Origin of the sequence: Nodosilinea sp. AN01ver1, assembly GCF_050565655.1 — a bacterium.
In the GTDB taxonomy this organism is placed as follows: Bacteria; Cyanobacteriota; Cyanobacteriia; order Phormidesmidales; family Phormidesmidaceae; genus Nodosilinea.
Genome location: NZ_JBNXVS010000012.1, coordinates 38898 through 53837 on the forward strand (window position 1 = coordinate 38898; position 14940 = coordinate 53837).

A 14940-nucleotide genomic window follows, 5' to 3' on the forward strand; every position below is an offset into this window, starting at 1 on the left:
TTGCCATACTGTAGCGACAAACACTGAAAGACTCAGAAAGCTTGATGCTAAGAGTGTTAAGAAGAGCCTATGTTCTAGCGCCTAGAATAGGCTTTATTTTGCCCTGCTTTCTGGTGCTTTCACTTTAGAGAGTGAGGTGGGTTTATATGGCCAAACATATTCTTGTCATAGAAAATGAATCTAGCTTTTCTCGTTTAATTGAGTCCGAGCTAATCCAAGAGAGCTACCTCGTCAGTGTTTATCAAGATGGTTTTAGCGGCCTTGTCAACGTTCGCCAAATTGAGCCAGACGCGCTAATTATTAGCTCGTCTATTTCTGATTTAACAGCTATTGATATATGCAGAAGGCTAAGGACTACAGGCAATCCAATTCCCATTCTCTATATCGATAAGGACACTACTCCTCAAAAGCAAGCGGCTGTTCTAGAAGCAGGGGCTGATGCCTATGTCACTACACCCATAAGTCTAGATTTAGTTTTGGCTCACATTAAAGTTTTTTTAAGGAGAAACAATAGCGAAGATGCATCGAGAATACTTGTCTTCTCTGATGTGACACTCAGCCACTACAGCCGGACGGTATATCGAGGCGGTCATGAATTAACCCTGACAGCCAAGGAGTTCGATTTACTGGCTTACTTTCTTGAGCACCCTAAGGAAGCGCTTAAAAAAACACAGATCATTGATGCTGTTTGGAGCTACGACTGCGATCTTGGCCATGAGAGCAACGTGCTCCAGTTTTACATTTGCTCTCTGCGAAAAAAGATGGAAGACGGTCAAAAAGAACGGCTAATCCACACCATTCGAGGGTTTGGATACATTCTCAAGACTGCTGCTAGGGGGCGATCTAGAAATTCCCTCTCTCTAGCTTTGGCGTAGTTTATTTGTTGATTTAAGAGCACTCATTTCTTTGTTAAACATGCGTCAAAATTGTCGACTTTCTACATCTACCCTAGCCAGTCTGGCCATGGTGATTGCGTTGGATGTTGCTCCCCTGACTGCATCTAGAGCCCTTGCTCAATCTTTGCCTCAGCCAGGAGAAGATACCTCACGACTTGACCGTCTTTCCCCTGAGCCTAGTCCGCTATTTTTGCCAACTCAGCCAGAAGTTGTTGAAATTACTACGACAGAGACTCTCTCTATAGAAGAAGCTTTTGAGCTAGCATTGCGCAACAACGAAGATCTTCAGATTGCCTTACTAGAGCTAGAACGCAGTCAGTTTGCCCTTAGAGAAGCTAGAGCAGAACTGTATCCAACCGTTGGTTTAGCATCAACATTACAAAGTAATAGCGAAGAGAATGACAACCAAACGACTTTAAGAGGAGACCTTGAGGCCCTTTATGACTTGGGCTTGTCAGGGGGTAGACAAGCCAGAATACAAGTAGCCGAAGAGCAAATTCGGGTCGCTGAACTAGATATCAACCGGCGTAGGGCTCAACTGCTGCTCGATACCGCCAATGATTATTACGCCTTACAGCTGACCGTTGAGCAAATTCGGATTAGCCAGGCCTTTTTAGATGAAGCGGAGCGCAATCTACAGGACACAATTTTAAGAGAGCGTGCTGGCGTAGGCACTCAGTTTGACGTGCTACGGGCAGAAGTGCAGGTGGCCAATGCCCGCCAAGACTTGACGCAGGTTCAAAGCCAACGACAAATTGCGCAGAGACAACTATCACGCAGGCTAAATTTACCAGCTTCAGTAAATGTTGAGACGTTGCCTGTCGAAATTGCTGGAGGCTGGCCGCTGACCTTAGAGGAAAGTATTGTACTGGCCTATCAAAGTCGCGTTGAGCTATCGCAGGTTTTGGCCCAACGCACGATTGCCCAACGCCAGAGACAAATTGCCCTGGCAGCGGTAAGACCTAACCTTAGCTTAGTTGCCAACTACGGCCTTCAGCAGGCTTTGAGCGGCAATTCAACGGCACTGAATGATGGGTTCAGCGTGGGCGCTAGATTACAGTGGCAACTCTTTGATGGGGGTGCTGCTTCAGCATCGGCGGCTCAGCAAGATAAGGAGTCTGAAATTGCAGAAACTCAGTTCTCCCAAACTCGCAACAGTATTCGCTTGGAAGTTGAAGATGCTTATTTTAATTTAACGGCTAATCAAGAAAATATCACTACGGCTACTGTAGCGGTACAGCAAGCGCAGGAGGCACTTCGATTGGCCAACTTGCGGTTTAATGCAGGTGTAGGCACTCAACTAGACGTATTAAGTGCCATTGGGGATTTAGCTGAAGCAGAAGGCAATTTAGCAAACGCCATCATAGACTACAATCGGTCGTTGGCTGCAATACAAAGAGCAACTGAACAACCTTATTTAGACTAGTTTTTGCAGATCTGCTCAAATACCCCGGTTAGACTTTTTCTGAAATATAAAGTAAATTAAAGTCAAAAAAAAGCCCATCGTAGCGTTAATCTACGGTGGGCTTTGCAGTTTTTAGAGTGAGTAAGGTAACTTGAATCTGTCTGTGAAGAGAAGCTGCCCCCTGAAGAAACTAAAGAGTCATTACTCTTTTTGCTTTTCTCAAAGGCGATCGCTGACTATTTCCCTCTGTATTCAGCGTTGTGAAACCTAAGTTCGCCAAGGGAGACAATGCCATCCCCATTCAGATCAGCAGATAAATCATTAAGATTTGTCTGTCCTGAAGCACTTGCCACAGGCGATAGCACCATTGAAGCCATTGCAATTGTCAGCACGGAAAGAAAGTACTTTTTCATTTTATTCTCTATGAAAGCAACTAGATTTCGCCTTGCATTCATCAGCGAAACTCCTATCATCGTAGATCTTCTGGTCAAATATTGGCTGATAATTGCATAAGCTAATAATGAAAGTTTTATTAGAAAAATTAGAGCAAAGTTTATGGCCATTAAATCATATAGCACACCCTACTCTAGTGAGGTGCGAATCAAGAGATAAGGCTGCCATGCAGCAAGATTTTCAATTTTCTGCTGTGCCTCACTTGATTAAGAGGGGCTATATAGTACTTTGCTTGTTAGATCTTCTTAAACATAACGAGACACTATATGCTTTTCCAAAAAAGCCACCAGGCTTTTGAGCAATGGTGGCTTTAGAGTCTATTGAGATGAGCGACATCTTGATGAGTGATAGCGATTTGAAGCGCTATCACTTAAAAAAAGTCTATGAACCCCTATAATCACGGTTATGCTGAATAAGTTCACTCATGGTTACAGGTCTGCCTTTTTCGGCAGCTAAGCCACGGAGGTTAGTTTGGCTAGAGGCACTGGCCACAGGAGCAAAGGCAATTGTAGCTAGTGCAATAGTTAGTGCAGAAAGAACATATTTTTTCATTGTCTTCTCCTTGAGAACTGCTAGGATCCGCGCTTGGTTATTGGCGGAAGTTTTGTCATAGTAGATCCCATTTCAGCTAATTTGGTGATAGCTACCTAAGTCAAGAATGAAAGTTTTGTTAGAAAAATTAGAGTGCATCTTTTCACTTAGAAACTTTATGAAGTTTTTAAGCTTTTTGAATTAGAGTAGAAGCCTAATCTTATTCGCCATAGTCTTTGCTTAGACGTACTTTTAGCGCGATTCAGCTTGAACTTTTGGGGGATTTTCTCTGCGCAATCTATTGATTGCTCAATTAAAGCTACAAATTTCATCCTGATTTCATTTTTCTGTGGGATGTTTGGGGAACGATGGCATTTTTCTCCAAAGACTGTAATTGAGTGGTTCAAGGGCACGCCTATGACAGCTATCTTTGATCGCTTTTGTATCGCGGCTAGAGGGCGATCGCTCCCTGTAGCCGTCTTGCTGATGCTCTTGCTGGCCCCGGCCGGCGAGGTCTTGGCCCATGCTGGCCATGGAGATGAGTTTCAGGGGAGTGGAGCTGGAGCATCTCCAACCGGCATTGAGGTTGATTCTGAGATTGCTGACCGTATTGGTCTGACTGTAGAGCCCGTAAAGCGCCAGGTTTTAGCTTTTGGCGTAAAGGCAACGGGGCAAATTGAAGCCTCGCCGGGGCGACAGGTATCGGTGACGAACCCCGTCGGCGGTACGGTGACTAAGCTGCTGGTGGAGCCAGGGCAGCGCGTGGAAGCGGGCCAGGCATTAGCCGTCATCACTAGTGGAGAGCTGGCTGAATTGCGAGTGACCGCCCTGGAAAACTCTGCTGAGCGACAGGGAGACGTGCAGCAGGCCGAGGCCAATTTGCAGCTAGCTCAGCAGACCTATGCCCAACAGCAGCAGATTGCCCTAGGGGCCATTGCAGAAGCCCAAACCGATCTGCGGGTGGCCCAAGAGCAATACGATCGCGACTCGGAACTAGCCGCGCAAGGGGCGATTGCCCGCCGGGAGCTGCTGGCCTCAGAGGCGGGGCTGGCCGACGCCAAGCGGGCCTTAACCGAGGCAGAGAGTCGGTTAGAGGTGTTGAATGCCCGTACCGAGGTGGCGCGATCGCAGACTGCTTTGAATGTGGCGCAATCTCGCGCTCAGTTGAGTACAGAGACCTACCAAACCCGATTGCAGCAGCTGGGGGCCACGGCTAACCCAGACGGCACCATCACCATCAAAGCGCCGATCGCAGGCACCATTGCCGATCGCGACGTCACCCTGGGGCAATCCGCCCAGGACGCAGGCGCGGTGCTGATGACTATCGTGGACAATCGCACGGTATTGGCCACCGCCAATATTTTTGAAAAAGATCTGCCTCAGGTATCCCCTGGGCAACGGGTGCGAATCACCGTAGCCAGCCTGCCCGATCAAATTTTTGAAGGACAAATTACCACGGTTGGTTCGGTAGTTGATGGCGAAACTCGGGTCGTACCTGTGCAGGCCGAGCTAGACAATGCCGATGGTACGCTCAAACCCGGTATGTTTGCGTCCCTGGAAGTGCTCACCGAGAGCACTTCTGAGGCCGTGATGGCCATTCCCCAGTCAGCGGTGGTAGAAGCCAACGGCCAACCCCTAGTGTTTGTGCGCAATGGCAATGCCTTTGAACCCGTTGACGTCACCCTGGGAAGAACGGCGGGCGATCAAGTCGAAGTGCTCAGTGGCCTGTTTGAGGGCGATGAAATCGTTACCCAGCGGGCTAACCAGCTCTATGCCCAGTCGTTGCGGGGCGGGAGTGCTGAAGCAGAAGAGGAACCCGCCGCCCCCGTCGAGGCGGCTGCAACTGCGGGCATCCCCTGGTGGGCGATGGGGCTGGGCAGTGGTGCGATCGCCATGACCACCTTTGCTGCCGGAATCTGGTGGGCCAGGCGACAGCGTCCGACCTATGCCCTAGCGATCGGTGACGAGGCGGTTTCGCCTTCAGCACAAGGGCATCCTCGCTACGGCACTGGGCCAACCCTTGCTGCTCCCCTGGTCGAAGAGGGAGAGCCTTCGCGTAAGTAGCTGTGGTAATGACTGGGAAGTGTCTTTCCAGATGGTGGGCAATGCCCACCCTACGACTACAACGGCCATGGTGAGCCACCTACCCTGCCAAATTTTGAACAACAGCGATGCTAGATAACATTTTGAAATGGTCGATCGCCCAGCGGTGGCTCGTGGTCATCGGGGCGATCGTGGTGACGTTTTTAGGCATTTACAACCTCACCCAAATGCCTCTGGACGTGTTTCCAGACTTTGCGCCTCCCCAGGTGGAAATTCAAACCGAAGCGCCGGGGTTGGCCCCCGAAGAGGTGGAGGCGCTGATTACCCTGCCCATTGAGAGTGCCGTCAATGGCACCCCAGGGGTCGAAACCGTGCGCTCATCCTCGGCGGTCAGTATTTCGGTCGTCAAGGTCATTTTTCGGTGGGGTACCGATGTCTACCAGGCTCGACAGCTGGTGACCGAGCGGCTCCAGCAGGTGCAGGAAAAGCTGCCAGCGGGGGTCGGCATTCCCCAAATTTCGCCGATTTCGTCGCCTATCGGCACAATTTTGATGTACGCCTTTACGGCGGAAACCACGCCGCTGATGGAGGTGAGGCGGCTGGTGGATCGCGATGTCACCAACCGGCTGTTGGCGGTACCAGGGATTTCTCAGGTGATTGCCTACGGCGGTGACGTGCGGCAGTACCAGGTGCTGGTGGATCCAGACAAGCTGGTGGCGTTTAATGTGTCGCTGCAAGAGGTAGCCGAGGCGACCGAGGCGGCCAACGTCAATGCCGCAGGCGGGTTTCTCAACACCCCCGATCAGGAGCTGATCATTCGGGGGGTAGGGCGGCTAGACTCGATTGAGCAACTGCAAGAGTCGGTGGTCGCCGCCCGAGATGGCCGCCCCGTAAAGCTGCAAGATGTCGCTGATGTGCGCATTGGAGCCGCCCTCCAGCGGGGCGACGGCAGCGTGGGGGGCCAGCGAGCAGTGGTGATGGTGGTCAACAAGCAGCCCCTCAACGACACGCCCACCGTCACACGGGCGGTGGAAGCCGCGATGGAGGAGCTAAAAGCGGCTCTGCCCGAGGATGTCGTCGTCACCGAAACCTTTCGCCAAGAAAACTTTATTGAGGCGTCGGTTGAAAACGTGCTGGGTTCTCTGCGAGACGGCATCATCATCGTCTCGGTTATTCTGCTGCTGTTTTTGATGAACTGGCGCACGGCGGTAATTACGCTGAGCGCCATTCCGCTGTCGATTTTGGTGGGCATGATCATTCTCAATGCCTTTGGTCAGGGCATTAACACCATGACCCTGGGCGGGTTGGCGGTCGCCATTGGCTCCGTGGTCGATGATTCGATTGTGGATATGGAGAACGCCTATCGCGGGCTGCGCAAAAACCAGCTGGCGGGCACTCCGGAACATCCCTTTAAGGTGGTCTATGACACCTCTGTTGAGGTGCGGGTGAGCGTTATTTTTTCCACCGTCATTATTGCGGTGGTGTTTGCCCCCATCTTTAGTTTGACCGGGGTGGAGGGCCGGATTTTTGCCCCCATGGGGGTGGCCTACCTGGTGTCGATTGTGGCCTCTACGCTGGTGGCGATGACGCTCTCCCCCGCACTCTGCGCCATTCTGCTGGCCCACTGCCCGCTGCCCAGCGATGAAACCTGGGTGACGCGATCGTCGCAACGGCTGTATCAACCGGCGTTGCGGTTTGTGATGGCCCGTGCCAAGTTGGTGCTGGCCATTGCCACTGCGGCGTTGGTAGCGTCGCTGGTGATGTTTTCGAGTCTGGGGCGGGTGTTTTTGCCAGAATTTCAAGAGCCCTCGTTGGTGAACGCCATGCTCCTGTACCCCGGCATGTCTTTGCAGGCCACTAACCAGGCCGGGATTGCCATGCAGGAGGCGCTCAAGGATGACCCCCGCTTTGCGACGGTGCAGCTGCGGGCGGGGCGAGCACCGGGAGATGCCGATGCCGGTGGGGTCAATTTGGGCCACCTCGATATCGAGCTGAGCCAAGCAGGATTGCGCGATCGCGAAGCCTCCATCGAAACCATTCGAGAAGAGTTTGCCCGCATTCCCGGCATTGCCCCCAGCGTGGGCGGGTTTATCACCCACCGCATGGATGAGGTGCTCTCGGGGGTGAGAAGCGCGATCGCCATCAAAATCTTTGGCCCCGACCTCGACCAGTTGCGCACCATCGGCAGCGATGTTGAAACCGCGATTCGCGATATCGATGGCCTGGTGGATCTGCAACTGGAGCCCCAGGTGCCCATTCGCCAGGTGCAGATTCAGTTTGATCGGCCCGCTGCAGCCCGCTACGGCCTCACCGTAGGGCAAATTGCCAGCGTGGTTGAAACGGCGCTCAACGGGCGCGTGGTGTCTCAGGTGCTAGAGCAGCAGCAGCTCTTTGATCTGCTGGTCTGGCTCCAAGATGACGCCCGCAACAACCTGGAGGCGATCGGCAATCTACTGATCGATACCCCAGTGGGCCAAAAAATTCCGCTAGCTCAGGTCGCTCGTATTGACTATGGCACTGGGCCAAACACCATCAATCGCGAAAATGTCTCGCGCCTGATTGTGGTGTCGGCTAACGTTGCCGGGCGCGATTTGGGCTCGGTGGTCGATGCCATTCAAGATCGCGTCAGCGCCTCTGTAGCGCTGCCGTCGGGCTACTACATTCAGTACGGCGGGCAGTTTGAGTCGGAGCAGCGGGCTAGCCGCAACCTGTTGGTGTTTGGGGGGCTGGCGATCGTCGTCATCTCTGTGCTGATGTATTTCGCCGTTAAGTCGGTGTTAGGGGTGATCATGATCATGGCCAACCTACCCCTGGCCCTGGTGGGGGGCATTGCCTCCATTGCGCTAGGTGGCGGGGTGGTGTCGGTGGCGTCGCTGGTTGGGTTTATCACCCTGTTTGGGGTGGCCACCCGCAACGGTCTGCTGCTAGTCGATAACTACAACACCAAACTGGCCCAGGGAATGCCGCTGCGCCAGGTGATTGTCGAAGGCTCCTCAGAGCGCTTGGTGGCCATTTTAATGACGGCCCTCACCTCGGCCCTGGGCATGGTGCCCCTGGTACTGGGCAGTGGGGCGGGCAAAGAAATTTTGCAGCCCCTGGCCGTGGTCGTTTTGGGCGGGCTATTTACCTCGACGGCGCTGACGCTGCTGGTGCTGCCATCCCTGTACGCCCAGTTTGGGCGACATCTGGTTCCCAAGGCGACGGATCTGCAATCGCCCGCAGAGCTTGAACCTGAGCCCCGCGATCCTGCTCTGGTGCAGTAGCTCACTCTTATAGGGCAGCCCAACGCTGCCCCTAAGCAACATCCTGTTTTCTTTTTTGAAGGAATAACGCTATGACCGTTAAGAAGACCCTGACCTTTTCCGCAGTAGCCCTCGGCCTGTCTCTAACCCTAGGTGCCTGTGGCAGCAGTGGAGAGCAAAGTAGTGCTCCCGCAGCGCCCGTTGCCGAAGCACCCGCTGTTGAAGCTCAAACAGCCCCCGAACCTTCCGCTGGAACGCAAGCTTCCCAAGGGGGACAGGTGGTTGAATCTGGCCCTTACCACCTAGAGCTGATCACCTCCAATGAGCCGACCGGGGTTCACCTAGATTTCTTTTTACAAAAGGGCGACACCCACGAGGCGATCGCCGATGCCAAGGTAGTGGCGCAAGTTCAGTCTCCCGACGGCACTCAGGAGTCTATCGAGTTGAGCTATGACCCTGACGGCGCACACTACACAGCTATGCTGCCAGCCACCGCCACCGGGGAGTATAACGTCGCTATTTTGTCGGATATCGGCGGCGAGAAGGTGAATGGCCGATTTTCCTTTATGAAGTAATTCGCGTTGACCAGAAACGCGAGTGGCTCAGCCATAGGTAGCCGCTCGCGTTTCCGTTTGCGCTCAGGCGGGCTGAATATCCACAGTGCCCATCATGCCAAGATCTTCGTGGTCAAGGATGTGGCAGTGGTACACCGTTTTACCTGTAAAGGTGCGAAATGGAATGCGGATGCGCACGGCTTCGTTGCCTTTTACCAGTACCGTGTCTTTCCAAGCCTGGTAGGGTTCAGGTTGTCCGTTGCGGCTGATCACTTGAAACGGGTTGACATGTAAATGAAATGGATGATCCATCCGGTCAGGATCGACGTTGGCCAATTCCCACTCTTCGATGGTGTTGAGTGTAGGAGTAATGTCGATCCGCTGCTCATCAAAGGTTTTGCCGTTGAACAAAAACGCCATACTCATACCTGGCCCCATCGCCATCGATAGTTCGAGGCGGCGGGTCACTGTGGGTTCTGGCAGAGGGTCTACACGACCTAGCTGTTGGGGTAGGGGTAGGGCCGCAACTGAACCGTCATAGGTCAGGGTGGCCAAAGGTTGGGCAGTGTCACCACCGCTCTGATGCGGCATATTCCCCATGCTGTGATTCATGCCGCCCATGCCACCGCCACCCATACCCATGCCACCCCCCATCATCATGCCGCCGCGATCGTAGGGGAGGTTAAGCAAACGATATTGGCCCGGTTCGCGGTTGCCCTGCACCAGCACTTCGGCCCGCTCGCCAGGGGCCAGCAAGAGTTCAGATAGCTCGATGGGAGCGGCGATCGCCCCCCCATCCGTCGCCACCAGGTGCAACGTATGCCCCTCCAGCTGCAATCGATAGAACCGGGCCGGAGACGCATTGAGCAACCGCAGCCGCAAAAGCCCGCCCTGGGGGATGGCTAACCCTGGATTGACCTGTCCATTCACCGTCACTATCGGCCCCTCGCGACCCATCATCATTGCCATCGGGTTAGGGGCGGCGATATCGCCAGCGCGGGTGATGTCAAAGTCTTGCAGCACCATAAACGCTTCTTGAGCAGCTTTGATTTCAGGCAGCTCATCCAGCTCGCCCCGGACGATAAACAGCCCGGCCAGCCCGCCAAACAACTGCTCGGCCACATGGCCGTGGTGATGAGGGTGATACCAAAACGTACCCGCCGGATGATCGGCTGGCAGGGTAAATTCGTAGGTCAAACGCTCCCCTGGGGGCACGCTGAGGAAAATGTTGTCTGCGTTGCCCTGGGGAGTAACGTGCAGCCCATGGTAGTGCAGATTGGTAGGTTGATTGAGCCGATTGGTGAAGCGAATCTGCACTGTGTCGCCGGGTTTGGCCTCTAGCCGAGGGCCGGGCATTTGACCGTTGAAGGTCAGCAGGTTGGCTCTGCGATTACCCAGGGGTACTGGCTGAACATTCGCTTCTAAATCAAGGCTTAGTAATCCTCCTTGGCTGTTGATAACTCGCCCTGGCAGCAGAGTAGGGCTAGCCGTAGAGCCTTGTGTTTGTGCTTTGGAACACTGAGAGAGCAGGATAGCTGCTGTAGCTCCCGCACTTAAACCCAAAAATTCTCGTCGTTTGATAGAGCGCATAGGTGCTTAAATTTCAACAACTCACTCAGGTAGCTGCCTTAAACAAGAGCTAATTTCTCACTACCATGACGATAGAGATTCTAGTAAACTGTAGAGTCAAGGCAGCGAAATAATACTTAGCGTTTCTCATAGCCATATTATGACTGAACTATGAAACGCCAATGAAATACAGGCAATATGAAAAATAGTTGATTGTCTAAATTCACTACCATCAACTTATGAAATCAAGATGAAATTACCCTATTCAATCAGGAAGGCATTAATCTTCATGCCTTGGAAAGACGTGAATGAAAATGTTATTGATGACTTGACTCTATAGCCGACTAGAGACTCTAGTATGGCAATAGTCACAAAATCGTTCCCGTCTTAAACAAGAGCAACACGATGAAAACAAAATTCAATGCCTTTGGCATGTGTTTTGACTGGAGAGTATTGGTGGGGCTAGTAGCCATTGGCATTGCTATTGCGATATTGGCACCGCAACTAACGCTGAGTGCATTACCATTACTGTTGCTAGCAGCCTGTCCGCTTTCAATGTTTTTGATGATGGTGATGATGAATCGAATGGACAAGGACTCAACTCCTGCTCCATCACACCGATCAGCGAGCCATTTACCCGCCAGTACACCCCTTAACCGAGATGTGCAACTGGCTCAATTGCGAGAACATCTTCAGCAATTGCAGACGCAGCACGAAGCGATCGCTCACCAGATTAATACATTAGAACAATCTGAACAGCGATCATCCAGCAGCTCTTCACTTAAGGCAGATCGTCATCTCAAGGAGTGAACTGTGTCGGATGAGATGAGAATCCTTGACATATCGGTGCTCGTTAGAGGAATTAATTCAAGCCGGAGCCGCCGCTAACATTCTACCCCAATACATAGAACAAGCGGTGCAAGAGATTCGGTTGAACCAAGTCCAAATGGAGAGACGAAAATAACAGCTCAGAGACTCTTTCGTTAGTGCAGAAATGGCGATCGCCCTACTGAGCGTTTGGAACCTCAATCAGTTCCAACCCCAAGCTTTGATCAGCCGCATAGCGACCCCTTGGCAGCATGATGGTATGAGGCAGTAACCCAAAAACTACGATAAGGACATTATGAGTCAGCCAAATTCAAACGAGGGAAAAGCTACAAAATGGTTAGCTTATGTTGTTCCTGCAACAATATTTCTCCTAATCTTGGGAGGCACAGCCTGGTTGTTTAGCCGTACCAGCCAGCCTACCGGCGGCAATTTGTCCAGTGCTGTATCTCAATCGCCATCGAACCAAGCAGATAGCGCACCAGCACCCACTACTTTAGAAGCATCTCTAAAACCAGCCGAAAACTGGCAAACAAATAATCACATTCACGGATTAACCGTCAGTCCTGACGATCCTCAAATTATTTATATTGCTAGTCATAGTGGGCTTTTGAAACGATCTGAGACGGGTCAGTGGTTTTGGGTAAAAGAGCAGTACGATTACATGGGGTTTATCTCGCACCCCACTGATGCAAACCGCTTCTATGCCAGTGGACATCCGCCAGAGGGTGGTAACTTAGGTTTTCAAGTGAGCCAAAATCAAGGGTTAGATTGGCAAGAAGTTTCCATGCGAGGGGTTGATTTTCATGCCATGGCGATCGCACCTAGCAACCCTGATACCATTTACGGCTTAGCTACATCTGGGCAACAAGGCTTTTTTGTATCAAACGATGCGGGTCAAACCTGGACAAAACAGCCTGCCAGTGGTTTAGAGGCAGTACCCTTTAGCCTTAATGTTGATCCTCTTAATCCAGAACGAGTGTTAGCAACAACACAAGCGGGGCTATATGAAAGTCAGGATGCAGGCAAAACATGGTCACTGATTCCCAGTACAGCCACTGCTCCAATCGCCGGATTAGCACTACAAGCAGAGGGCGATCAAACGACGATGTTGGGATACCGTATCTCTTCTACGGATGCTGGATTGTACCGTAGCGTGGATGGCGGACAATCCTGGGGACCCTGGAGCGATGAATTAGAGGGCACAATTTTATATATGGCTGCTGCTCCTACTAACGCCCAAGTTCTCTATGCTGTCAATGAGAACAATGTTGTCTTTCAATCACAAGACGGTGGCAAAACATGGAATGAGCTGGATTCGTAACCGTGAGTCAAATAATGCGATCGCTCTCACTGCTTGGAGATATCTAAAAAAGCTAGACAGCTGCGATCTATCCGCTGTGAAGGCGCTCCATAATGCTAACACTGCCCGTACACCAGAATGTTACAACAGGCAATCCCCTGGTTAGTCTTTTTATGAAGCGTAAGCGACTAGGGAAGCAGCGATTTCTCAATCGGCAGAATGCGATCGCCCTCAGCATTCTGTTGCTGTGCCTACTAATTTGCAGCTGGATTTGGGTTCAACCAGACTTTGATTTATTCTCTGCACAAGGTTTGGAGCAAGCTATTCAAAGCTGGGGATGGTTAGGAGTACTAGCCTACATTGGTATTCTAATTTTGTCTGTTGTCCTTAGTCCCATTCCAAGCGCTCCTCTGGCGGTAGCGGCTGGTATGGTTTGGGGGCCAGTTTGGGCAGGAATCTATAGTATCATTGGTGGCTTCTTAGGTGGTTTGCTGGCGTACTTTATTGGATACACCTTAGGGCGATCGGCTGTTCGTGCATTGACGGGCAAACTCATCTACTTTTCTAAAAATCGAGGAGAAGTTTATCTAGGTTGGGTAATCTTCATCACGCGCCTGCTTCCTATCTTGTCATTTGACCTAATTAGCTATGGGGCCGGTATCACAGGGCTTTCGCTGCCAATTTATGCCACTGCAACTCTACTTGGCATGATTCCATCAACCTTTTTTCTAACTTTTATGGGCTCAACTTTTGCAGTTAGTCTACCGTTTGGGATTGTTCTTTCTGTTTTGTTTCTGACTTTTTTGATTGGCTTTCCGTATGGCATTCATCGATATAACTGGTTTAACATGAGAGACATCATTCATGTGAAATAAGTGCTTGTCATAGTATTTCAACCGATTTAGAGGCAGAGCACAGTACCATCAACTTATGAAATCAGGATGAAATCACCCTATTCAATCAGTAAGAAATTGATCTTCATACCCTGGAGAGGTGTAAATGAAGGAATTCTAATCTAAATTTCTATTGTCAAATAGAAATTAATGGAGAATGATCATGCTTCTCAATCACGAAAAATATCAATCTAGCTTCGATGAAGCCATGGCTTGTGTAGTGGAATGTGAGCACTGTGCTGAAGCCTGTATGGGACAGGCAGAAATGGTGAAGTGTGCTCGGATGTGCCTGGATACTGGTGATAGCTGTCGCACGCTAGCAACCTTTATGGTACGGGGTTCCTACTTCATTGCCCCCTTAGCGAATGCCTGTGCCGAGATTTGTGAAGCTTGTGCAACTGAGTGTGAGAAACACGACATGGAGCACTGTCAAAAGTGCGCTCAGGCTTGTCGTACCGCAGCTAATACTTACCGTCGGATTGCCAATACAGCCGTAGCAACGAAATAACCACAGTTTTTGCTGCATTCTAAGTATTGAAATCCTGACTATCGCCAGTAATTTTTACTGGCTTTGATGGCTATCGCACAGATAGAATGCTCCGTTGAGCTTGCTGGAGTTGATAGCCAAGATTAGAGTTTAGGACAAGCAATTAAGCCTATCTCATCAACACTTCAAACCCCAATCATAAGGCTCATTAGGCGCATCTAATAAGGAGTATTAAACGACATGTCTACTCAAAAAGCGATGAAAAACGAAACAATGTTTATGGGAAAGTATGGAAGATTTGCCGCAATGGTGGCAACATCGACCGTTGCAATGTTCTTTCTGATGTACTTGAATGTTTACCGGCTAGATCACATTTACTTCAGTGAGACGCGAGTCTATATGGCTCTAATCATGGGAGCAGTCATGGCTGGTATCATGCTTGGCTTTATGCTAAATATGTATGGCAACCGAAAAGTAAACACAAGTATCTTTGTGGGCAGCATTATAGTATTTGCCCTGTCGCTATGGCTTGTTCGTAGCCAGACCACTGTTGGGGATATCGCCTGGATGAAGGCGATGATTCCGCACCACTCAATTGCAATTTTAACGAGTGAGCGGGCTAATCTCTCAGATCCGCGTGTTCAAGAGCTTGCCGGAGAGATTATTGAGTCCCAGGTTAGAGAGATTGATGAGATGAAGGCACTAATTGAGGAGCTTGAGAATAGATAATCACATACCA

Annotated in this window: 13 protein-coding genes; 10 read left to right on the plus strand and 3 right to left on the minus strand. The window is 51.0% G+C overall.

Annotated features, from left to right (window positions below):
- The first annotated feature begins 146 nt into the window (after positions 1–146).
- Together ACQ4N7_RS11895 and ACQ4N7_RS11900 are read left to right on the plus strand one after the other, a co-directional pair.
- Positions 147–875 (plus strand): response regulator transcription factor, encoded by a 729-nt coding sequence (locus tag ACQ4N7_RS11895; protein WP_052049938.1) that lies wholly within the window; start codon positions 147–149, stop codon positions 873–875.
- Positions 876–963: 88 nt separating this feature from the next.
- Positions 964–2322, plus strand: a complete 1359-nt coding sequence (locus ACQ4N7_RS11900) for a TolC family protein (protein ID WP_197064784.1) — start codon at positions 964–966, stop codon at positions 2320–2322.
- Between the two features lie 215 nt (positions 2323–2537).
- Here the strand turns inward: ACQ4N7_RS11900 and ACQ4N7_RS11905 are convergent, their stop codons facing one another.
- On the minus strand, positions 2538–2864 hold the full coding sequence (locus tag ACQ4N7_RS11905; RefSeq protein ID WP_146150485.1) for a hypothetical protein: 327 nt from the start codon (positions 2862–2864) through the stop codon (positions 2538–2540).
- Between the two features lie 271 nt (positions 2865–3135).
- Complete coding sequence (locus ACQ4N7_RS11910; protein WP_156119688.1) at positions 3136–3306, minus strand: hypothetical protein; 171 nt, start codon at positions 3304–3306, stop codon at positions 3136–3138.
- A gap of 396 nt (positions 3307–3702) precedes the next feature.
- Here ACQ4N7_RS11910 and ACQ4N7_RS11915 point away from each other — a divergent pair, with 396 nt between their 5' ends.
- From ACQ4N7_RS11915 to ACQ4N7_RS11925, 3 genes are all read left to right on the plus strand, one after another.
- Positions 3703–5349, plus strand: a complete 1647-nt coding sequence (locus ACQ4N7_RS11915; protein WP_197064785.1) for an efflux RND transporter periplasmic adaptor subunit — start codon at positions 3703–3705, stop codon at positions 5347–5349.
- A 107-nt stretch (positions 5350–5456) separates the two neighbouring features.
- Positions 5457–8591: an efflux RND transporter permease subunit gene (locus tag ACQ4N7_RS11920; protein ID WP_072016009.1), complete on the plus strand. Its 3135-nt coding sequence runs from the start codon at positions 5457–5459 to the stop codon at positions 8589–8591.
- Positions 8592–8662: 71 nt separating this feature from the next.
- On the plus strand, positions 8663–9145 hold the full coding sequence (locus tag ACQ4N7_RS11925) for a hypothetical protein (protein ID WP_035985536.1): 483 nt from the start codon (positions 8663–8665) through the stop codon (positions 9143–9145).
- Between the two features lie 63 nt (positions 9146–9208).
- Here the strand turns inward: ACQ4N7_RS11925 and ACQ4N7_RS11930 are convergent, their stop codons facing one another.
- Positions 9209–10714 carry a multicopper oxidase family protein gene (locus ACQ4N7_RS11930; RefSeq protein ID WP_052049945.1) on the minus strand — a complete coding sequence of 502 codons (1506 nt, stop codon included), beginning with the start codon at positions 10712–10714 and terminating at the stop codon, positions 9209–9211.
- A 384-nt stretch (positions 10715–11098) separates the two neighbouring features.
- Between ACQ4N7_RS11930 and ACQ4N7_RS11935 the strand changes: the two genes are divergently transcribed.
- The 5 genes from ACQ4N7_RS11935 (at position 11099) to ACQ4N7_RS11955 (ending at position 14930) form a co-directional block, all read left to right on the plus strand.
- Positions 11099–11503, plus strand: a complete 405-nt coding sequence (locus ACQ4N7_RS11935; protein WP_106920036.1) for a DUF2933 domain-containing protein — start codon at positions 11099–11101, stop codon at positions 11501–11503.
- A 313-nt stretch (positions 11504–11816) separates the two neighbouring features.
- Positions 11817–12842: a F510_1955 family glycosylhydrolase gene (locus ACQ4N7_RS11940; protein WP_072016011.1), complete on the plus strand. Its 1026-nt coding sequence runs from the start codon at positions 11817–11819 to the stop codon at positions 12840–12842.
- Between the two features lie 152 nt (positions 12843–12994).
- Positions 12995–13696: a TVP38/TMEM64 family protein gene (locus ACQ4N7_RS11945; RefSeq protein ID WP_035985537.1), complete on the plus strand. Its 702-nt coding sequence runs from the start codon at positions 12995–12997 to the stop codon at positions 13694–13696.
- A 181-nt stretch (positions 13697–13877) separates the two neighbouring features.
- Entirely contained in the window at positions 13878–14222 is a 345-nt protein-coding gene (locus ACQ4N7_RS11950) for a four-helix bundle copper-binding protein (RefSeq protein ID WP_072016134.1), read from the plus strand.
- 258 nt (positions 14223–14480) lie between these two features.
- The gene (locus ACQ4N7_RS11955) at positions 14481–14930 is read left to right on the plus strand and encodes a DUF305 domain-containing protein (protein ID WP_035989030.1); all 450 of its coding nucleotides are present in this window, start codon (positions 14481–14483) and stop codon (positions 14928–14930) included.
- Positions 14931–14940: the final 10 nt, after the last annotated feature.